We start from the raw sequence: 21,245 nt of genomic DNA, 5'->3' as shown, positions 1-21,245 counted from the left end.
GTCAGCATCTCTCTGATATGTTTTTATAATATCATCGCGTTTATCACTCTCTAAAATCTTTCAAATTTTCGGATTGATGAAATGTCTCAGAATACCAAAAAATGCACGGCACCGCGGCCGTTTACACCGGAGCGGGAAGATCTGTTTGAAACGCCGAGCGCGTCTCATCACCTGTCGGTCCGGTCGCCTGAGATGATGCAGCAGACAGAATTTGCTTTTCTTCATGACATTTTAAATTCGGCCGGCGGTTTGCGGGGTTATTTGGAATTGCTGACGGAAATTGACGATCCCGAAAAGATGAAGAAGTATTCGGCCAACGCGATTCTTTTGTGCGATTCGATGGTTGAAGAGATTGAATATCACCGCGCTTTTTTAAAGGCGGAAGGCAATCAGTTCAAGCCGGTTTTGGAAGTCACGAAAACGCATGAAATTTTGGAGCTGACGGCAATGAAGCTGAAGCTTCATGATGTTTCAAAAGGACGGAGCATCGAGATTGTTGACGGCCCCGTCGAATCAATCGCGACCGACAAGGTTTTGCTGTCCCGCATTTTGGTAAACATGACCAAAAACGCGATTGAAGCGACCGTTGAGGGCGGCTCGGTCCAAATCGGATCTTCCAAAAAAGATGACAGGATCAGCTTTTGGGTTCACAACAGTAGCGTGATTGACCCCGAAATTCAGGAAATGCTTTTCAACACGCAATTTTCAACCAAAGGCGTCAACCGCGGCCTCGGCATGTTCAGCATCCGCCTGCTCGGCGAAAAGGCGCTCGGCGGCCACGTTCACTTCGAAAGCACGGAAGAAAAAGGAACCTATTTCTGCATTGACCTGCCGATTAATATGTAATCGGAATGAGACAGGTCAGTTAAATTGTTTCAGTTTAAGCAATCTCAATAACAATTTCCGTTTAATTTCAGTTTATTTCAGTTTAAACAGTCTCCGTTTTAACAGTTTAAATTTTTATTTCAAACCGCATGATATTTATCCTGTCGGAATTATTCATTTTCTGTTATTTATTCTAACTTTGTTTATTTCAGTTTTATTTATTTTCTTTCAATTTTAATTTCAGGATTGATTATTTTCATTGATTCAGGCGCAGGACAAACAAAATGGTATTCAGTTTAATTTCATGGGTTCGTGAGAATTTTACTTACAACGACAGGATTTCCCGCGGCACTTATATTGCCGTCAACATTTTTTACTGGCTGTTTTTCGGCTTCTTGGCTTACGGCATTTTAAAATATCGCTTGCATTTTAAACTTGCAGACCTCATTTACTCTTTCGGCCCGTTCCCGCCCGTCATTGATTCCATCCTGTCATTCCTCTTCTTTGCCGCAATGATGATTCTCATCTTACTGGCTGTCCTGACCTTCCTTTTTACAATCTGTCAAACCATTCGCCGCCTTCACGATGTTGATGTCACCGGCTGGCTTTGGCCGCTGAAACTTTTAACAATCTCAATCGGCATCATACCGATTCCGATCGGCCTTCTTTTGGATGTGGTTTTATGTCTTTGGGACGGAACACCCGGCCCGAATAAATACGGCGAAGATCCGAAAGGACGCGTTCCGGTTACGAGCGGCGAATACGAAGAAATCGAAATTGAGACAGAAAAAGTTGAAGAAACCGGGGAAGTTGAAGAAATCGAAGAAACCGAAAATTCAGTTTGAATTCATTTTCTCAAAATTCGAGATCGATTGTAATATTTTTGAAAAACGGGATTTAATTTTTCATTCTCTTTTTTAACGGGTGCAGCTCGCGCGCGGCGGCGGCAGCAGGAGCAAGGCTGCAAGTCGGCAACTGTATTTACAGAATCGGTAAGGTAATCTGTGCCAAACGGAAACAGTAAGGTAATGTGCCCACGCTCGCGTAGCGAGCGGATGTGCTAAAAATGAGATGATACACACAGAAATGCATCTGCATTGCAGGCAGCAGCAGACAAGCAGGCAGCAGACAATAACAGGCAGAAGCAGCAAACAGACAGCAGCAATACCGACTAACAATACTGACTGTCTCAAAATCAGAAATCAAAAACACAATTAAAATTAAAATAAAATAAAAAAAGTTCGGAGAAATTTGGTCTCCGAATTACGTCGTATAATCGGCGTTGATTTTAACATAATCATATGTCAAATCGCAGCCCCAAGCGGTTGCCGTTCCGGTGTAGTCCGTTCCCAAATCCACTTTGATGTAAATGGTTTCGGCGCTCATGATCGCTTTTAATTTTCCAAGCGTCGCCTCGTCATTTTTGGTAATTTCTCCTTTGTCAACCAACGAAACGGAATGAGAGCCGTCGGCAACTTCCAAAGAAATCTGATCTTGGTCAAACTCGGCGCCCGAATATCCGGCAGCGGCGACAATTCGTCCCCAGTTCGGGTCGTTTCCGAAAATCGCGGTTTTGACAAGCGGTGAGCGAACGATTGCTTTTGCAGCCAACACAGCGTCTTCTTCCGTGTATGCGCCGGAGGCCGTGCATTCAATCAGTTTGGTTGCACCTTCGCCGTCTTTGGCAATCATCTTGGCCAGCTCTTTCATGACCGTTTCCAAAGCGATTTGAAATTCGGAATAAATCATTTCATCATCCAGATTAATGTTCACACCCGATTTTCCGGTTGCCGTAATCAAGCACATGTCGTTTGTGCTGGTGTCGCCGTCAACAACAATTCTGTTAAACGTGCAGTCCGTCGCATCTTTCAAACACATCTGAAGCAGGCTTGACGTCACATCGGCATCCGTATAAACGAAAGAAAGCATCGTTCCCATGTTCGGCTCAATCATGCCCGAGCCTTTGGCAATGCCGCCGACTCTGAAATTTCCCTTGCTCGTTTGCGCTTCAACAGCAAATCCTTTGGGCACCAAATCCGTCGTCATGATGGCTTTCATTGCTTCTTCATTTGCTTTTTCCGTTGAGGAAAGTTTCGGAAGAACGTCGCCGATTTGATTTTTAATTTTATCAATGTGAAGTTTGCGCCCGATCACGCCAGTTGAAGCGACGGCGACATATTTCGGGTCGATTTCAAGATTTTGTGCCAAAACATCGGCCATTTCATTGGCATCGAAAATCCCGTCTTCACCGGTAAAAGCATTGGCGTTGCCGCTGTTTGCAATCACGGCTTCCAAATAACCGCCGTTTGTTTCCAGCTTTTCCTTCGTCACGATAACGGGCGCCGCAACCACCCTGTTTTTCGTATAAACGCCCGCTGCATTTCCCTTCGCGGTAATAATCGCAAGACCGTATTTGCCTTCTTTGATGCCGAAAGCTTCAACACCGTCAACGGCACAGACACCGCCTGTAATTTTCTGAATCATTTGACTTCCTCGTTTGTTTTTACTGATGTCGTTTTTAAGACTGTTTTTAATGATTGTTTTTGAAATTGTTTTAAATGCTGAATATTGGTTTAAACATTGCTTCTAATAGTGAATACAGTTTTAAACATTGCTTCTAATATTGAATACAGTTTTAAACATGCCTTTAATATTGAATATAGTTTTAAATGTGCCTTTAATATTGAATATTGTTTTTCAACCGGTTTATCGGCTTTTCATCATTAAATACGACCATATTTATATATTTAATTTGGTGTTGATTTTCACTTTTCCATTTAAATCAATCCCGGGAACCAAAGCCCTTCTGTTTCTTTGAGACCGCAGATCAGATTCATGTTCTGGATGGCCTGGCCGGAGGCGCCTTTTACAAGGTTGTCAATGGCTGAGAGGACAACAACACGGTTGCTGCGCGCATCCGCTTCCATGCCGATGTGACAGAAATTTGAACCGCGAACGTTAGCCAGCGACGGCACGGTTTCGGCGAACTGAACGAACGGTTTGCCGTCGTAATAATCTTCATACAAATTTTGAACGTCTGCCGTCGTCAATTTTTCCGTCGTCTCAATGTGTGCCGTCGTCATGATGCCGCGCGAAACGGGAATGACATGCGGCGTAAATGAAACATTCTCAAATCCGGGCTGCAGGCGGGAGACTTCCTGGACCATTTCCGCTAAGTGGCGGTGCGCCGTTAATTTGTACGGGATGATGTTTTCCGCCAAATTCGGATAGTGGGATGTGGCAGACGGCGTGTTTCCGGCGCCGGTGACGCCGGTTTTGGAGTCAAAAATCACGGATTTCAAAAGGCCGGCGGCAGCAAGCGGCGCTGCGGCAAGCGTTGCGCCTGTCGGGAAGCATCCCGGATTTGCAATCAAACGGTCTTTTAAATCGGCGTTGACTTCCGGGTGAACTTCCGGAATCGCATAAACCGCGTCAATCGGCGCTTTGTGCTTCATGCCGTAAACGTCTTCGAAAACATTCGTTTTGAGACGATAGTCCGCGCTCAAATCAATGATTCTGCATTTGCTGTCCTTCAAAATTTCAGGCACCGCATCCATTGCCGTTCCGTGCGGAACCGCCATGAAAACAATGTCGCACTCTTTTTTGATCTTTTCATAATCCGGCTCTTCAAACGTCAAATCATAAAGGCCTTTCAGATTTTCATGAACAGACGAAACTTTCTTTCCCGCAGCCGCGCGCGCCGTCGCGGCAACAACTTCCGCTGACGGATGGTTTGATAAAAGGCGCAGCAATTCTTCCCCCGTGTAACCGGAAGCACCGACAATACCGATTTTAATCATAATTTTTCCTTTTTCTGCTTCGAACCGGCAATCTTTCTTTCAGTTTGCCGTTCTCAGTTTTTTATTTGAGTTAAGAAATTTGTATATATAAATCTTTTATAATGATTTAAAATCTTGTTTCGAATTTCCGGATTTTTGAATATTTGTTTAATTTTAAATTTTTGAACTTTGATTTTGAACTTTTGATTTTGAACTTTGATTTTGAACTTTTGATTTTGAACTTTGATTTTGAACTTTTGATTTTGAACTTTTGATTTTGAACTTTTGATTTTGAACTTTGATTTTGAACTTTTAGTTTTGAACTTTGATTTTGAACTTTGATTTTGAACTTTTGATTTTGAACTTTTGATTTGAACTTTTAAATTTTTGTTTTTAATTTTGTTTTTGATTTTGTTTTTGATTTTGTTTTTGATTTTGTTTTTGATTTTGTTTTTACCCTCACCTTTACTTTGTTTTTTTGATTTTGAATTTATTTTCAATAAATGAATCAAACAACCGAAATCCTGCATATTTTTCAAATCCTGTTTTTATGATGAAAATTCACGTTTTTATTACGCCTTTTTTTCAAAAAAACAGTCTTTTATCCTCGTTTATTTCATTTTTGATTTTACGTTTTTTCATGTTTTGTCGTTTTTGTTATGCAAAATGTAAAATTTTGTTACACACACTCTTACAAATTTGAATTTGTGTAACAAAACGATAGCAGTAAGCTTAATATAATTTTGAAACTAAAACAGATTCAGTTTATTTTATCTTTATAACTTTTGGTTATTGGGTTTTTAGGGAGCCGATTCAAATGAACTTATTGAAAAAACTGTTTGATGTTTGCAGCGGGACACCGGCAACGATTTTTGCCGGTCTTTTTTTGATTCCCAGTTTGTATCTTTTTTTAACGGGACAGGAGCAAAGCGTTTTGATTGACCCGGGATGGGTGACGGTCATTGTCTGCGGGTATCCGCTGATGTATTTGGCAATTACACGTTTGGTGTATCAAAAATGGGTGTCATCCGCCCTGCTGATTTGTATTGCGATGGTTGCTTCCATTTACATCGGCGAAGTTTTCGCGGCGGGTGAAGTGGCTTTCATCATGGCGATCGGCGCCATTTTGGAAGAGAAAACGGTTGAGCGTTCCAAAAAGGGCATTAAAAAATTGATTAACCTTGCCCCGACGCAGGGCCGGCGCATTACGATGAAAGACGGCGTCGCTGCCGAAGAAATGGTGCCCGCCGAAGAAATTAAAAAAGGTGACCTTCTTCGGATTCTTCCGGGAGAAACCATTCCGGTTGACGGCGAAATCATTACGGGAAATACTTCCGTTGATCAATCCATCATGACCGGCGAATCCCTTCCGGTTGACAAAACCATCGGCGACAACGTTTTCTGCGGAACCGTGAATCGTTTCGGCGCCGTCGATATCCGCGCAACCGAAGTCGGTGAAGATTCGTCGCTTCAAAAGCTGATTCGTTTGGTTCAGGAAGCCGAAAACAATCAGGCACCGATGCAGCGCATTGTCGACAAATGGGCGACCTGGCTGGTTCCGATTGCGCTCGGCATTGCCGTTGCGGCTTACCTTTGGACCGGCGAGCTGGTTCGGGCCGTGACCGTTCTCGTTGTTTTCTGTCCCTGCGCGCTCGTGCTCGCAACGCCGACATCCATCATTGCGGCCATCGGCCAGGCGACCAAGCACGGCGTCATTATCAAATCCGGTGAAGCGCTCGAAAACATGGGAAAAGTCGACAGCATCGCGTTTGACAAGACAGGAACACTCACACACGGGGATTTGGAAGTGAGCGACGTTGTTTCGTTTGACCCGGATTTGTCCGAAACGGATATTTTGTCAATGACGGCTGCCGCGGAATCTTATTCGGAACATCCGCTCGGAAAAGCGGTGACAGCGCACGCTAAAAATTGCGGTTTGGAAATTCCCGAATCTTCCGATTTCTTCATGATTCCGGGAAAAGGTATCCGCTCGATTGTGGACGGCAAATCCGTTTTTTGCGGCAACGCGGGGTTCATGGCGGAAAATAATGTTTCTGTCGGTGATGAGGTTCATTCGGAATTGGAACATTTGCGCTCCGAAGGAAAGGCGTCGATTTTGATTGCCGCAAACAGCCGCGTTATCGGCGTGGTCGCGCTTTCGGATACGCTGCGGACGGCGGCAAAGGAAATGGTTGCCGAGCTGAAAGAGATGAACACGAACGTTGTTCTGCTGACGGGTGATCACAAGCAGACGGCGGATTATTTTGCATCCATTGTCGGCATCACGGAAGTCCGTTCCGAGCTGCTGCCGGCGGACAAGGTTTCCGAGATTCAGAAAATGAAAGACGAAGGTCATATTGTTTGTATGATCGGCGACGGCGTGAACGACGCGCCTGCTTTGAAAACGGCGGATGTCGGCGTTTCAATGGGCGGCATGGGAAGCGATATTGCGATTGACGCGTCGGACATTGCGTTAATGGGCGACGACATTGAGAAAATACCGTATCTGAAGCGTTTGTCCAATGCGACGATTTGGACCATCAAGTTCAACATCACGCTTTCAATGATCATCAATGCGATTGCGATTTACTTCTCGGTCACGGGATATTTAACCCCGGTGACGGGCGCGCTGGTCCACAATGTCGGGTCGGTTTTGGTCGTTTTAAACGCGGCGCTGCTTTATGACAGGAATTTTGAGAAAAAGAAAAACAAGGATGCCAAATCCGATCACAAGATTTCAGTTTCCGCAAGTCCCGCCAATAATGATCACGCCGTTTCGAACACGCTGCCGACGAAATGCGGGCGGTTTGCCGCTGATGATGAGTGAAATGAGTTCATTTCACTTTTCATTCATCGGCACCGGCGTCGCGCGCGAACGACACCATTTTTTAAATTCCGTTTTTCGGGTTCGGTTTTCATAATCAATAAATTTGAACTTTTTTATTTCAAATATTTTCAACGAAAAATCTCGAAACTGTGATTAATTAACTTAAATTAAAAAACGTAAATTCGTTTTTTTTATTTTCTTTTTTTAAAAACCTCTCCAAATTCCGATTTCGTTCGCCGCTTCGCGCCGCCCGAAATTCGTAATTTGGAGTGGGGTTTGCTGTATTTGTTTCAAACACAAACATCCGTTTTTTGAATTTTCGGCAAACCCGAACTCCCGATAAACCCCGAAAAACAAAAACAGCATTCTAAAACAGTTCAAGCAAAAAACGGAGTTCGGATTTTTGAAAATTGAAGAAAAACGATGTTTATTTTGTGTTGAAATGAATTGAAAAACCAAAACAACCGCCTCCAACGACGAGTTTCGTGAGCGTCAGCGAGCGAAAGGAGGAGTTGGAGATTCGTCCCATGAATTCAACGAAAAATGCAAACGGTGGGAATAAACTGGAAAAAACGGAGTGCTTTTTCTTTAAATTTTCTTTTTTTAAAAACCTCTCCAAATTCCGATTTCGTTCGCCGCTTCGCGTCGCCCGAAATTCGTAATTTGGAGTGGGGTTTGCTGTATTTGTTTCAAACCCAAACATCGGTTTTTTGAATTTCCGGCAAACCCGAACTCCCGATAAAACCAAAAAAACAAAAACCTAAAGACAGCTCAAGCAAAAACCGGAGTTCAATTTTTTGAAAAATAAGAAAAGTCGATGTTTCGTTTGAAAATTTCAATAAACAACAAAACAACAAATCATTTCACCAAAACATTATTTTGCCAAAACGTTTCATCCAAATCAGCATCTTTTTATATTTTTCAGGTTCTTTTTGGATTATGACGACAATTTATCTTGCAGGCGCTCTTTTTTCCGAAGCCGAGCGCACGTTTAATAAGAATCTTCAGAAAATGATGCTTGATTCGGGTTTTTCCGTTTTTCTGCCGCAGGAAGACGCGGAAGACAATAAAGATCAGCGCGACGACCGCAACCAATCTTCTATTTTTAACAACTGTTTCGGCGGCCTTCAAAAAAGCGATCTTGTTGTCGCCGTTTTGGAAGGCGTTGACGTTGATTCCGGAACCGCCTGGGAACTCGGTTACGCTTACGCGCAGAAAAAGCCGATTATCGGAATTCGAACGGACTTCAGAATTCAAACGCCCGATGAACGCGTTAATTTAATGATTCAGGAAACGCTGACCGAATTTGTTGACAATGCTGATGATTTGAAGAAAGCATTGGAAAAATACAAAAATTAATTTCTTTTTTCAAAACCGATTATTTTTCATCAAAAATCTATCTAATTGAGAATCAAAAAGAATAAAAACAGATTTGAAAGAACCAAATGTAAAAGTAAAAACAAAAATAAAAACAAAAATAAAAACAAAAATAAAAACAAAAGTAAAAACAAAAATAAAAACAAAAAAAAGATAACAAAAAAAAGATAACAAAAAAAGGAAAACAAAAAAAAGTAAAAGATCAGAGCGGCGCCCTGTTATCAATCACTCTTTTTGCTTTGCCGCCTGTTCTTTCGATGCTTCCGAATTCGAGCAAATCAACGCCGGTTCGGATGGAAAGCACGTTCATCAATTCGTTGATGACGCGCTGCTGAATTTTTTCAAGCTTGATCAAATCGTCGGTGAAAGCATCTTTTTCAAGTTCGACCTGAACCGTCATTTCATCTAAATTTTTGGCGTTCCGGGTTAAAACAATCTGGAACTGATTCGTCACTTCCGGAATCTTGGAAATGACATCCTGAACCTGCGTCGGGAAAACGTTGATGCCGCGAACGATAATCATGTCATCGGCGCGCCCGATCATGCGCGACACGCGCGTTGAGCAGCGGCCGCATTCGCATTCGGGCTCCAGCAGTCTTGTGATGTCGCCGGTGCGGTAGCGGATGTTGATTAATCCTTCTTTGGTGAGCGATGTGAGAACGAGTTCGCCTTTTTCGCCAACGGACACTTGGTCGCCGTTTTTGTCCAAAACTTCCACCAAAAAGTGGTCGTCCCAAATGTGCATGCCGTCCTGGCAGGGGCATTCAAAAGCGATTCCCGGGCCGAACATTTCGGAAAGGCCGTAAGAGTCGTAGGCTTTGATTTCAAGCATGTCTTCGATTGTTTTTCTCATGTTTTCCGACCAGGGTTCTGCGCCCAAGCAGCCGGTTTTGAGTTTGAGTTTGCCGACAAGATTGTTGTCAACGGCGGTTTCCGCGAGGTAAAGCGCGTACGACGGCGTGCAGTGAAGCGCGGTGACGCCGAAATCAACCATCATTTCAAGCTGGCGGAGAGTGTTTCCGGTGCCGGCCGGAATGGCGGTTGCGCCGAGTGTTTCAATGCCGTTGTGAATGCCGAGGCCGCCCGTGAAGAGGCCGTAGTTGACGGAATTTTGGAAAATATCTTTGCGGGACAAGCCGACCATTGTGAAATTGCGGGCCAAAAGATTGCCCCAGGTTTCAATATCGCCTTTCGTGTAGCCGACAACTTTGGGTTTTCCGGTCGTTCCCGAAGACGAATGAATGCGGATGATGTCATCCATCGGAACGGAAAACATGCCGAACGGATAATTGTCGGTAAAATCTGTTTTCAGCGTGTGCGGCAGTTTGGAAACATCTGAAAGAGAGCGAATGTCTTCAGGCTTGACCCCGACTTCATCGAATTTGCGCTTATAAAACGGAACGTTTCTGTAAACCGTTTTCACGGATTTTTTCAGGCGCTTAAACTGAAGAGCCTGCATCTCCTTTCGATTCATCGTTTCGATTTTCGGATCCCAATATTTCATAATGACACTTGCTTTTGTTTTTATAAATTATATAATTTGAATTTGGATTGAATGTATTAATGATTTAACCGTGATAATGACTGTCATGATATATAAAGTCACGGTTATTGTTCATTTTTTGCTGTTGCTTTTTCTGTTACTTTTTGTTGTTGTTTTTTTTGTTGTTGTTTTTTTGTTGTTTTTTGTTGCTTTGCTGTTTCTTTGTTGCCCTTACTGTTGTTTTGTTGTTGTTTTTGCGGCCGGCGGCGTTCACGCGCGAGCCGCTTCAATTTTCAAAAGGATTTGAAAAACCGGGGTTCATTTTTTAAATTTAGAAAAATGAAAAAGTTAAAAAACAGAAATAAGAGCCGGATAATAAAATCAAAAGCAAAAACCAAAAAAGACAAAAGAAGAAAAATAAAAAAAGATAAAAGAAAAAGCGATTTCAAATCGCTGCTTCTTCTTCCGGTTCTGCCGGGCCGCTGCCGTTCAAACGGACATCCATCGGCGCGCCGGTCGACAAAACATATTGAGGAAGCGGAATTGAAACATTCGGCTCATTATCGAATCTCTTTTTGATATTTTCACGAATCGCGTATTCGGCGGAATAGGCGTTGTCGCGGTCATTCACCCAGAAATCCAGCAGAATATTGACGCCGAAATTTGCCAAGTCCGAGACGCGGGCGCGGACATCTTCGCCGGCGCCTTTTTTGCGCGCCAAAACTTCTTTTGAAAGGACATACGGATTTTTGCGTGCTTCTTCAATCATGATTGCACGTGCTCGGTCAATGTCAGAGTCGTAGGAAATCTGAATCGTAAAAGACCAGCGCACAATCGTATCGTCGTAAGTCCAGTTGATGACGGTTTCTTTGTTCAGGACGGAATTCGGAATCAGAATGATGCGGTCGTCGCTTGTTTTAATCGTTGTCTGCCGCAGATTAATGTCCGTGACGCGGCCGTAATTGCTGCCGACCGTAATCAAATCCCCGATGCGGAAAGGCTGGAAAAAGACAAGCGCGATTCCGGAAATAATGTTTCCAAAAGAATCCTGCGCCGCAATACCGAAAATGATACCCAGGACGCCGACGCTCGCCAAAATCGCCGTTGATAATTTTTGAAGCGGCGGAATCGTATAGAAAATCAAAACCAAGCCGATCAAATAAACCAAGCCGATGATGACGTGACGCAGCATCACGAATTTCGTCGGCCCCACGCGCATCCTTTTTTGAAGGCGGGCCGAATATTTGGTAATTTTTTTATCTATGAATTGAGCGACAATGAACGTTAATATAAAAATAATCAAAGCAAAAACAATCTCAGGAAGGTATTCGACAAAATTTCCAATCATCGCTTCCACATTGTCGTGAAATCTTTCCCACAAATTTAAATCAATCAAAAGCGCCATATTTTCACCCGCGTCAAAATTATCAAAATTGTAAAGTTGTCAGAATTGTTATAAATGAAATATTATACAAATGGAATATTAGGAAGTTTTTATAAATATTTAACTTACAAAAAATGATGAAAAGTTTGCAAATTAAACGAAATAATAAACGAAATAACAACAAAATAACAACAAAAAAACGAAATAACAGTTGCAAAACCGATGAAGGGTTTACAAAAAACGAAGTAAAACTCAGCCTTTTGTGATAATATCGTAATCAACGTTCGCTTTCACGATTTTCGGAATTTTGCCGGCCATCCCGATGTTTTCACCTTGAATCAAAACCGCGCCTTCAATGCCTTCGACATTTGAAACGGCGGGCAATGCTTTTTCAATATTTTCGGCGCCGCCTTCTTTGAGAGCGTTTCCGAGCGCCGTCGCCGCCGAATCGGAAAGCGAAACATTTTTTGAAAAAACAATCGCGGCATCGGCTTTCCCGAAACTGATTGACGGACCGACCGTTCCCGATGACGTGCAGATTCCGATGATTTCATCGGAAGGCTCGATTGAAAAGCCCAAATTTTGAACCGTGCTGTTTCCCGCGTAAACGCCGACGACCGTCGGTTTATTTTCCGTATTGTAAATCGCGATGTCGCCGCCGTTATCGACAAGCGCGAAAGACGCGCCGCTTTCTTTCATTTTCAAAACCGCGGCTTCGGCAATCGTTCCTGCAACCGCGCTCATCGGACCGATGCCGAACGCATTGCCGGCTTCAATCATTCTTTGAATCAAAGGCGGCGCATTTTCATCAATTTCGTAAGCTTCCAACGTGATTTCAAAAAAAGGATTCTGAAAAATATAATTTTCAATAATCGAGCGGCTTTTGAGAATCTCGGCTTTCGCGATTTCAATCAAATCGGCATTGTCCGCCAAAATCGTTACAATCGTCTGCTTAAACTGAAAAACTTCTTTTTGATACATGTTTACAGACCCGAAAATAAAAAAGAAAGAATCGGATATACCGATTCAGAATCAAAAATTTAAATTTATTAAAATTAAAATTTGTTAAATTAAAATTTCAATTAAATTTTGGAGCGGATTTTATCCATTCTGGCCACCGCTTCGTTGATGCGGTCAACTTCTTTGGTGAGTGAAAAGCGGACATATCCCTCGCCGGCGCTGCCGAAGCCGACGCCCGGCGTTGCGACGATGCCGGCATCTTCGAGCAAGATCTTGGCAAAGTCCATGGAGTTCGTGCTTTCCGGAACCGGACACCAGAGATAGAACGTCGCCTTCTGCGGCTTGACTTCCAAACCGACGGAAGCCAATCCTTTGACGAGAACGTCGCGTCTTTCCTGGTAAACTTTGTTCATGTCCGAAATACATTGCTGAGAAGAGGTGAGCGCCGTAATTCCCGCATGCTGAACCGCGTCAAAGACGCCGGAGTCGATGTTGGCTTTCACTTTGCCGAAGCCTGCAATCATGTCTTTGTTTCCGACGGCAAAGGCAAGGCGCCAGCCGGTCATGTTGTAGGTTTTGGACATGGAATAAAGCTCGATGCCGAGGTCCATCGCGCCGTCAACTTCCAAAAAGCTCGGGGCTTTGTAATCGTCATAAACCATTTCCGAATAAGCGTTGTCGTGAACAACCAAGATATCGTTTTCCTTCGCGAACTCAACGGTTTCTTCAAAGAATTTTTTGTCGGCAACCGCGCCCGTCGGGTTATTAGGATAATTGAGGAACATCATTTTCGTCTTTTGAAGAACGTCTTTCGGAATCACTTCATAATCCGGCAGGAAATCGTTTTCCGAAAGAAGCGGCATATCATAGGGAACGCCGCCGGCGAATTTCGTGCCGATGGCATAAACCGGATAACCCGGGTTCGGGCAGAGAACAACGTCTCCCGGATTGACAAACGCGAGCGGAACGTGCGCGACACCTTCTTTGGAGCCGATCAAAGACAAGACTTGCGTTTTCGGGTCAAAGTCCAGGCCGCGGGATTCTTTGCACCATTTGGCGGCCGCCTCTCGAAACGCAAGCATGCCTGTGTAAGACGGATACTGATGATTGGACGGATCTTGAACGGCTGCAACCATGGAATCAACGATGTGTTTCGGTGTCGGTCTGTCGGGGTCGCCGACGCCTAAATCAATCACGTCAACGCCTTTTTGAATCAAAGCTTGTTTGGACTCGTCAATCGAAGCAAAAAGATACGGCGGAAGGGTTTCAATACGTTGGGCATATTTCATAATACATCACTTGTCAGAATCAATGATTTCTGTTAAATTTTGTTAAACTTTGTTAAATTCTGTAAAAAATTCAAATCGATTTTATGATTTAAAGTTTTTATAAATTTCAATAATGAATTCATAAATTTTATTTTCATTTGGGGTACGAGATTCAATATTTAATATTTTGCGCCTTGTTTTTGAAAACTTCGCCGCCGAATCCGCCGCGAAAATAAAATCAAAAGCCGACGAAACATTTTTAAAATGATAAATGGTTTGTTCTTTAAGGATTATCTGTTAATATCACGTTTTTTATTTATTTTTGAGCGAGAGGTAAAATTATGCATCATGTAATGGAAATGGTCGGAAACGCACGCGTCGTCGTTGAAAACGGAAAAGTTGTCGAAGTATCGGAGCCTGAAATCAAATGGTGTTCCCTTTTTGAAAAAGCGCGCGGCATCAAAGAAATCACGCCCGAAAAAATCAAGGAAAATATGGAATTCCGCATTGAAAAGTTCGGCCTTTTCACACCGAACCGCCTGCTGGATGATTTTGAAGATTTTGTCGGCTTCGGCGCCTCTGAAACGATGATGTCCGGCCTTTCTCACGGCATTATTGATGCGTCCGTCAGCGTCTGCGACGGCGCGGGAACGGTCATCACAGCCAATCCGTCACTGGTTCAGGGCATGGGCGCAAGAATGTCCGGCCTTGTCGAAACATCTCCGATTCCCGAAACGATTCAAAAAATCAAAGATCGGGACGGCATCATACTGGATGAAAAAACCGCCGCCATTGACCCGCTTGCCGGCGCCGAAAAAGCGGCGGAACTCGGCTACATAAAAATCGCGGTCACAACGGCAGATGCCAAAACCGCCGCCGACATCAGAGAATATGAAAAAACGTTGGACGGCGTTTCTTTTGTAATTATCGGCGTTCACACAACAGGATTATCGGGAACGGATTCCAAGATAATGGCCGAAAATGCCGACATCATTACACTTTGCGCTTCCCGCTGCCTGAGAGAAGTCAAACCGCTGCTCCAGGTCGGAACGTCGGTTCCGCTGATAGCGCTGACGCAAAACGGCAAAGAACTTCTTCTGGAGCGCGCGAAATATGTCAACGGTTCGCTTTTGGTGAATACAATGCCGCTGCCGTATCTGCCCGAACAGAAGCAGCCGAAATAAAACAAAACCGGTCAAAATAAGCAGCAAAAGCAGCTGAAATAAACACAAAATCGGTTGAAATAAACAGCCGAAACGATCGAAATAAACACAAAACCGGTCAAAATAAGCAGCCGAAACGGTCGAAATAAACGAATCGGAACAAACAACCATAAAAGGAATTGGTGAACGCTTTGATTGCAAAAAACAATAATAAACGGAATGGTTTGAATGATTTGAAGGATTTGAATGATTTTGTTTATGATTTGATTGTTGTCGGCGGCGGCCCGACGGGATCTGTTGCCGCCCGATATGCGAAATTAAACGGCGTTTCCCGCGTTCTTGTGATTGAAGAAAACGCAAGCATCGGATCTCCGGTCCAGTGCGCCGGCCTTCTCAGCACGGCGGCGCTTCTGGAACCGGATATGGAACCGGATTCTTCTTTCGTGCTGAACGCGGTCAAAGGTGCGAAAGTTTATCCGCCGTCGGGAAAGCAATTGAAAATTGTCGGCAAAGAAACGAAAGCGTATGTCGTTTCCCGAAAAATGTTTGATAGGAGGCTGGCGGAAATGGCGGCAAACGAAGGCGCCGATTATTTGATGAAAGCGCAGGTTGTCGGCTTAACGGACGGCGTTTTTGCGGATGACAGCGGCGATATGAAAGTCAAAGCGCTTGAAGTGATTCATAACGGTGAGATTCAAACATATTATGCCAAAGTTGTGATTGCGGCCGACGGTGTCCGAAGCCGAACAGCGGGTTTTGCCGGGCTTGCGCCGTGTGAAAAAGTATTGTCGGGCGTTCAAATTGAAGCGAATTATTTGTCGGAAGATTCTGATTTTGTGGAAATGTTTGTCGGAAGCGCAGCGCCGGGATTTTTTGCATGGTCGATACCGGCTTCTGAAACGATTTCAAGAATCGGCCTTGCGGTTGATTCTGATATGAAAAAAGCGGAATTGAAACGGGCTGGACTAACCGAGCAAATTGAACCGGTTTCTGCCGGCGATTATTTGAACACTCTTTTGCAGAATCCTGTGATTGATGCAAAAATCACGCCTGGATATTCTGATTTTGTTGTCGGCGGCATTCCGATCGGTCCGATGAAAAAAACTTATGCGGCCGGGTTGATGATTGCGGGCGACGCGGCCGGCCAATGCAAGCCGGTTTCGGGCGGCGGCATTTACACGGGAGCGGTTGCCGCGAAAATTGCGGCAAAGGTTGCGGCGGAAGCGATTGAAGAAGGCGATTTTTCCGAACGGAAAATGTCGGAGTATGAAAAGCGCTGGAAAAAAGAACTCGGGCGCGAACTTGAGATCGGAATGCGGATTCATGATTACAGAATGAAGCTGAGCGATGAAGAAATGAATAAAATCTTTGACGGGCTGAATGATCCGGAAATTTTGGATTTGATTACCGAATACGGCGACATGGACCATCCTTCTGTTTTGATTCAAAAACTGATGCTTTCAAAACATTCTTTGAAAATGGCGAAGTTGTTCGGGACTTTTTTGAAAACGTTGTTCTGATTTGTTTTTCTTTTTCAGTTCGGCGGGTCTGTATTGTTGCCGTTTGCATTGTTGCCGTTTGTGTTGGCGCAGCAGGCGTTGACACAGTTGGTGTTGGCGCAGCAGTTGGCGTTGGCGCAGCAGTTAGTGTTGGCAGTCAGCTCATTGTTTCCATATGCATCATCTCATTTTTAGCACATCCGTTCGCTACGCGAACGGGGGCACAGCTACCTTACCGATTCCGTTTGCACAGCTACCTTACCGGTTCCGTTTGCGCTGCTACCTCACTGTTTCCGTTTGCGCTGCTACCTTACCGGTTCCGTTTGCACAGCTACCTTACCGATTCTGTTTGCGCTGCTACCTTACCGATTCCGTTTGCGCTGCTACCTCACTGTTTCCGTTTGCACAGCTACCTTACCGATTCCGTTTGCGCTGCTACCTTACCGATTCCGTTTGCGCTGCTACCTTACCGATTCTGTTTGCACATCTACCTCACTGTTTCCGTTTGTACTGCTGCCTCACTGTTTCCGTTTGCACAGCTACCTTACCGATTCCGTTAATACAGTTGCCGACTTGCAGACTTTGCTCCTGCCGCCGCCGTCGCGCGCGAGCCGCACAAATTTGAAAAATTAAAAAAAGAAAACTCGTTATTTAACAAAAATAAAAGGGCACTGCGTTTTTTGAAAAAAATAAAAAAACAAAAATAAAAAAAAGGAAGGGATGTTTGCGATTATGCAAACATATCATTCGGCGCATTTAACTTGTTTTCTTCTTCGTCTCTTTTGACTTTTTTAACGGCATCTTTCAAATCTTTCATTGTGACTGTGTTGCCGCGTCTTCGGAGGACGAAAATGCCGGCTTCTCTGGCGACGGCGTTTAAATCGGCGCCGCTGAAGTCTGTTGTTTCTTTGGCAAGTTTCGCGAGGTCCACGCCGGAATCCAAGTTCATTTTTTTGGTGTGAATCTGAAGGATCTCGAAGCGTGCTTTTTCATCGGGCATCGGCACTTCAATCGCGCGGTCAAAGCGGCCGGGGCGCAGAAGCGCGGGGTCGAGCAGGTCTTTTCGGTTGGTCGCCGCCATGATCTTGACATCGCCGCGGCCGTCAAAACCGTCCATTTCGGCCAGCAGCTGAAGCATTGTTCGGTTCACTTCGGCGGAGCCGCTGGTGCCGTCAAATGTTCTTGTGCCGCCGACGGCATCGATTTCATCGATGAAAAGAATTGCAGGGGCTTTTGAGCGGGCCATTGCAAAAATATCTTTGACAAGGCGGGCGCCTTCGCCGACGAATTTCTGAACGAGGTCGGATCCGGACATGCGGATAAATGTCGCGTTTGCCTGGGTTGCGACAGCCTTGGCAATCAGCGTTTTGCCGGTTCCGGGGCTTCCGTAAAGGAGAACGCCCGACGGCGGTTCAATGCCGATCTTTTCAAAGAGTTCCGGCTGCGTAAGCGGCAGTTCGACCGTTTCAATGACTTCCTGAATCACATCGCCGAGACCGCCGACTTGGTCGTAGCTGACATCGGGCGACTGAATGAGTTCCATCACCTGAGCGCGGACGTCTGTTGACTGGCTCAAAATGTCCATGATCACGTAAGCGGCGCCGTTGACGGCAACGCGCATTCCGGGCTCCAGATCGTCTTCGAAATCCGGCGCCTTGTGCGTTAAAATTTCCTGATTGTTGCCGTGCAGTTTGATCAGCACTTCCTCATCAAAAATTTCCATAACGGTTGCAATGAAAAACGGCGTTTTCGTTAAATCGTCAATCTGATTCTTAAGGCGGCGGATTTCCCAGCGGTGATCCTCAATGATCTGCGTCATTTTCAGGACATTTGCTTTCAGTTCGCCGTTTTCAATCTGAGCAGCCGACACTTCTTCCGTCAGCGTTTTGACTTTTTCATGCAGCTCTTCGTTTTCCAACGCCAGCTGCTCGGGATCAATTGAAACAGACGAATCTGTTCCCGCCGTTTTTTCGATCGGAACCGGATCGGATAAATTTTGTGTATTTTCAAAATCGTTTTCTGACATAATATCTATCCTTGAAGGTTTGTTCTATAATAATTTTTTCTGTCAGCAATCTATCGGCAAAACTCATAAATTAAAACCGCCGTAATAATCAAAAGGAGTAAAAAGAAACAGAGAAGAAAGCAAAAAGAGAAACAGAAAGGGAAACAGAGAAGAAAGCAAAAGGGAAGCAGAAAGAAAATAGAGAAGGAAACAGAGACGAAAACAAAAGGGAAACGAAAAGGAAACAGAGGCGCATGGCAGACATTAATGTATATTTCTTTTGGCCGGGACTGATTTATTCAATCATCATTTCAATTGTCCTTTCCATTTTATTGACAATCGGATTAAATTTTTGGGCGAAAAACCGGAAACATAATCCGGAATCAGATTTTCAGTTTTATGACTCCGAGCCGAACAGATTTGAAAAAGAATCCGAAAACGGGGCGGACAATTTTGGCGGCGAACCGCGTTCAAAGACGGGCGGTATGATTCTGATCGGCCCGATTCCGATTGTTTTCGGAGACGGCGGATTCCGATTCGATAAAAGCATTTTTAAATATGCGCTGACATTTTTTCTGATCGTTTTAATTCTTTGGTTTATCATGTCCCGAATAGTTCGCCTTTAATAACAGAAACACATTAGCCAATTCCAAGTACAATAAAAAACATAAATTCAGGGTGAAAATTATGGCAAGACGGCCGCCGACTCAAAAAAATTCAAAGGACACATACCGCGTCAAAGGCAGAGGGGAACAAAAAGGAAACAAAGACGCAAAAAACGCTCCGAAAAGCGGAAGCTATAAGGGCGGCAGCAGCGGCGGCAGGACCAACGCCGGCAATAGCGGCAACAGCGGCAGCACCGATAACAATGGCGGCGGCGGCAACAACAGAAACGCAGGCAACGGCAACAACAGAAACGCAGGCAACGGCAACAACAGAAACGCAGGCAACAGCGGCAGCCGAGGCGGCGGCAACGGCAGCAGCAGAAGCGGCAGAAATACCGGCCGCGGCGGCGAAAACGGCGGCAGCAATCGAAACAGCCGTTACACCGACGGTTACAGCGCAAAAGACCTCGGCAAGCTTCAGGAAGCAGAGACGCGGACTTTTAAGAAAAACAACAATAACCGCGTTCATTATGACAATGATTTTATTTTTTGGTGTCGAGAATGCAATCTCCCGCTCATCGGGGAAACTTGCGGCCTGTGCGGATCGGCCGGTGAAAAAATCACACTTTCCCAGCCGGCAGACGTCCGTTTTGCCCAAGGTTATGATTACGATTTGATTGAAAAGCATATGCTGAATTTGTTTTCATGCAATCCGCTCAAAGGCCGTGTTCTTTTGCTGAATAAAATTCCGGGGGACGACCAGTCGCTTGAAATTATCGCTGACGGCCGCGTTGTCGGAACACTTCGTTTTGATTTGAAAATTCTGGATTTCGTCTTTGAACCGTCTTTGGAAGGCTCGAAACTCTTCTTTAACGAGCCGTACAATTTTGCGTCGGCCGGCCGCGTTGTCAGGATCGGAAAAGCCAAAACGCATTTGAACGGCAAAAATGTGACGTACGATTTAATCGAAGAATTCCCGCCGGGAATCAAGAAAGGAGAGCCGGTTTTAATTGTCAGCGGCAACTCAACCGGATACGGCGTCACGCATGCTTCAAGCGAAGATTTTTACCGCGTCAAAAAGGAAAACGAAGGCGAATCGGCGGGAATGTCCACAAAATCCGACGAGGAAATTCGGGACGCTCAGATTCTGAAAGTTAAAAATATCACTTCCGAAGACCCGGCCGCGTTTCAATTGTCCGAAAAAACGCCGTCGATGGAAGACGTTGTTGCCGCGAATAAAGAACACATCAAAGCGCTCGGCAAAAACGCCATGAACACCATTAAAGGCGCCGTGAATTTGAAAGACAACAAAGACAAGCCTGTTTTTGTTTCGTTCAGCGGCGGCAAAGACAGCCTTGTTGTTTTGGATTTGGCGGCCTCGGCGCTGGTTCACAGACCGTTTACGGCCGTTTTTTTGAACACCGGAATCGACTATCCCGAAACGGTCGAATTCGCGCGGGCATATTGTGAAAGCCGAAACATTCCGTTCAAAGAGATGAGTGCCGGCGATGATTTTTGGAAAACGCTCAAAGAAAAGGATCATCCGACAAAGGATTCGCGCTGGTGCTGCAAAGTCTGCAAGCTCAATTCAAGCAACCGCCTTGCCGAAGGCAAACCGCATTTGTCGCTTGACGGCAAACGCCGGCAAGAATCGTTTATGCGGTCCAGAATTCCGACAATGGATACCAATCCGAATGTGGAAGGACAGCTCAACATTTTCCCGATCCGCGATTGGCGGGCCAGTGAGGTTTGGCTTTACATTCACTGGCGAAAACTGCCGTACAACTCGCTCTATGACAACGGTTTAGAACGAATCGGCTGCTGGATGTGCCCCGCGGCGTTCCAGGCCGAATACGAACGCATGAGAAAAATTCATCCCGAACTCGCCGGCCGCTGGGAAACGTATTTGAGCGGATGGGCAAAGAAAACAGGCGTGTCCGATGAATTTGTCAAACACGGCTTTTGGCGCTGGGAGCAGCTGCCGCCGAAAATGATCAAACTGGCGGAAGAATTAAAAATAAATATTGAGCGAAACGATGAATTATAATTTACCCGGAACTGTAAGCGGTT

The 21,245-nt window shown here is 44.9% G+C and carries 19 protein-coding genes; 9 read left to right on the top strand and 10 right to left on the bottom strand.

Features of this window, described 5'->3' with window-relative positions:
• Positions 1-81 precede the first annotated feature (81 nt).
• Positions 82-846, top strand: coding sequence for a sensor histidine kinase (locus MmiAt1_RS06130; protein ID WP_318786008.1), 765 nt, complete (start codon positions 82-84; stop codon positions 844-846).
• 263 nt (positions 847-1,109) lie between these two features.
• Positions 1,110-1,670, top strand: a complete 561-nt coding sequence (locus tag MmiAt1_RS06125) for a DUF805 domain-containing protein (RefSeq protein WP_318786007.1) — start codon at positions 1,110-1,112, stop codon at positions 1,668-1,670.
• Positions 1,671-1,742: 72 nt separating this feature from the next.
• Here MmiAt1_RS06125 and MmiAt1_RS06120 read toward each other — a convergent pair whose 3' ends face one another.
• From MmiAt1_RS06120 to MmiAt1_RS06105, 4 genes are all read right to left on the bottom strand, one after another.
• On the bottom strand, positions 1,743-2,018 hold the full coding sequence (locus MmiAt1_RS06120; protein ID WP_318786006.1) for a hypothetical protein: 276 nt from the start codon (positions 2,016-2,018) through the stop codon (positions 1,743-1,745).
• Positions 2,019-2,088: 70 nt separating this feature from the next.
• Positions 2,089-3,306, bottom strand: a complete 1,218-nt coding sequence (gene argJ / locus MmiAt1_RS06115; RefSeq protein WP_318786029.1) for a bifunctional ornithine acetyltransferase/N-acetylglutamate synthase — start codon at positions 3,304-3,306, stop codon at positions 2,089-2,091.
• Positions 3,307-3,602: 296 nt separating this feature from the next.
• The gene (argC, locus tag MmiAt1_RS06110) at positions 3,603-4,625 is read right to left on the bottom strand and encodes an N-acetyl-gamma-glutamyl-phosphate reductase (RefSeq protein ID WP_318786005.1); all 1,023 of its coding nucleotides are present in this window, start codon (positions 4,623-4,625) and stop codon (positions 3,603-3,605) included.
• A 53-nt stretch (positions 4,626-4,678) separates the two neighbouring features.
• Entirely contained in the window at positions 4,679-5,134 is a 456-nt protein-coding gene (locus MmiAt1_RS06105; RefSeq protein WP_318786004.1) for a hypothetical protein, read from the bottom strand.
• Between the two features lie 287 nt (positions 5,135-5,421).
• Here MmiAt1_RS06105 and MmiAt1_RS06100 point away from each other — a divergent pair, with 287 nt between their 5' ends.
• Positions 5,422-7,431 (top strand): heavy metal translocating P-type ATPase, encoded by a 2,010-nt coding sequence (locus tag MmiAt1_RS06100; RefSeq protein ID WP_318786003.1) that lies wholly within the window; start codon positions 5,422-5,424, stop codon positions 7,429-7,431.
• A 939-nt stretch (positions 7,432-8,370) separates the two neighbouring features.
• Positions 8,371-8,790, top strand: a complete 420-nt coding sequence (locus MmiAt1_RS06095) for a nucleoside 2-deoxyribosyltransferase (RefSeq protein WP_318786002.1) — start codon at positions 8,371-8,373, stop codon at positions 8,788-8,790.
• Positions 8,791-9,010: 220 nt separating this feature from the next.
• Here MmiAt1_RS06095 and MmiAt1_RS06090 read toward each other — a convergent pair whose 3' ends face one another.
• From MmiAt1_RS06090 to MmiAt1_RS06070, 5 genes are all read right to left on the bottom strand, one after another.
• Positions 9,011-10,312, bottom strand: coding sequence for a phenylacetate--CoA ligase family protein (locus MmiAt1_RS06090; RefSeq protein WP_318786001.1), 1,302 nt, complete (start codon positions 10,310-10,312; stop codon positions 9,011-9,013).
• A 104-nt stretch (positions 10,313-10,416) separates the two neighbouring features.
• Positions 10,417-10,581, bottom strand: a complete 165-nt coding sequence (locus MmiAt1_RS06085; RefSeq protein WP_318786000.1) for a hypothetical protein — start codon at positions 10,579-10,581, stop codon at positions 10,417-10,419.
• A 155-nt stretch (positions 10,582-10,736) separates the two neighbouring features.
• On the bottom strand, positions 10,737-11,696 hold the full coding sequence (locus tag MmiAt1_RS06080; protein WP_318785999.1) for a mechanosensitive ion channel family protein: 960 nt from the start codon (positions 11,694-11,696) through the stop codon (positions 10,737-10,739).
• 231 nt (positions 11,697-11,927) lie between these two features.
• Complete coding sequence (locus tag MmiAt1_RS06075) at positions 11,928-12,656, bottom strand: UPF0280 family protein (RefSeq protein WP_318785998.1); 729 nt, start codon at positions 12,654-12,656, stop codon at positions 11,928-11,930.
• 101 nt (positions 12,657-12,757) lie between these two features.
• On the bottom strand, positions 12,758-13,924 hold the full coding sequence (locus tag MmiAt1_RS06070) for an LL-diaminopimelate aminotransferase (protein WP_318785997.1): 1,167 nt from the start codon (positions 13,922-13,924) through the stop codon (positions 12,758-12,760).
• Positions 13,925-14,244: 320 nt separating this feature from the next.
• Here MmiAt1_RS06070 and MmiAt1_RS06065 point away from each other — a divergent pair, with 320 nt between their 5' ends.
• The 3 genes from MmiAt1_RS06065 to MmiAt1_RS06055 all read left to right on the top strand — a co-directional run bounded on the left by MmiAt1_RS06065 (position 14,245) and on the right by MmiAt1_RS06055 (position 17,190).
• Positions 14,245-15,087 (top strand): methanogenesis marker 8 protein, encoded by an 843-nt coding sequence (locus MmiAt1_RS06065; RefSeq protein ID WP_318785996.1) that lies wholly within the window; start codon positions 14,245-14,247, stop codon positions 15,085-15,087.
• A gap of 170 nt (positions 15,088-15,257) precedes the next feature.
• Positions 15,258-16,586: an NAD(P)/FAD-dependent oxidoreductase gene (locus MmiAt1_RS06060; RefSeq protein ID WP_318785995.1), complete on the top strand. Its 1,329-nt coding sequence runs from the start codon at positions 15,258-15,260 to the stop codon at positions 16,584-16,586.
• A gap of 154 nt (positions 16,587-16,740) precedes the next feature.
• On the top strand, positions 16,741-17,190 hold the full coding sequence (locus MmiAt1_RS06055) for a hypothetical protein (protein ID WP_318785994.1): 450 nt from the start codon (positions 16,741-16,743) through the stop codon (positions 17,188-17,190).
• Positions 17,191-17,295: 105 nt separating this feature from the next.
• Here the strand turns inward: MmiAt1_RS06055 and MmiAt1_RS06050 are convergent, their stop codons facing one another.
• A complete protein-coding gene (locus MmiAt1_RS06050; protein ID WP_318785993.1) occupies positions 17,296-18,591 on the bottom strand; it encodes a proteasome-activating nucleotidase in 1,296 nt (431 codons plus the stop codon).
• 233 nt (positions 18,592-18,824) lie between these two features.
• Between MmiAt1_RS06050 and MmiAt1_RS06045 the strand changes: the two genes are divergently transcribed.
• Together MmiAt1_RS06045 and MmiAt1_RS06040 are read left to right on the top strand one after the other, a co-directional pair.
• Complete coding sequence (locus tag MmiAt1_RS06045; RefSeq protein WP_318785992.1) at positions 18,825-19,196, top strand: TIGR00304 family membrane protein; 372 nt, start codon at positions 18,825-18,827, stop codon at positions 19,194-19,196.
• Between the two features lie 61 nt (positions 19,197-19,257).
• Positions 19,258-21,222: a phosphoadenosine phosphosulfate reductase domain-containing protein gene (locus tag MmiAt1_RS06040; RefSeq protein ID WP_318785991.1), complete on the top strand. Its 1,965-nt coding sequence runs from the start codon at positions 19,258-19,260 to the stop codon at positions 21,220-21,222.
• Positions 21,223-21,245 lie beyond the last annotated feature (23 nt).

Source organism: Methanimicrococcus hacksteinii (assembly GCF_032714515.1).
Lineage (GTDB): Archaea > Halobacteriota > Methanosarcinia > Methanosarcinales > Methanosarcinaceae > Methanimicrococcus > Methanimicrococcus hacksteinii.
This window is presented reverse-complemented; position numbering and strand designations above follow the sequence as displayed.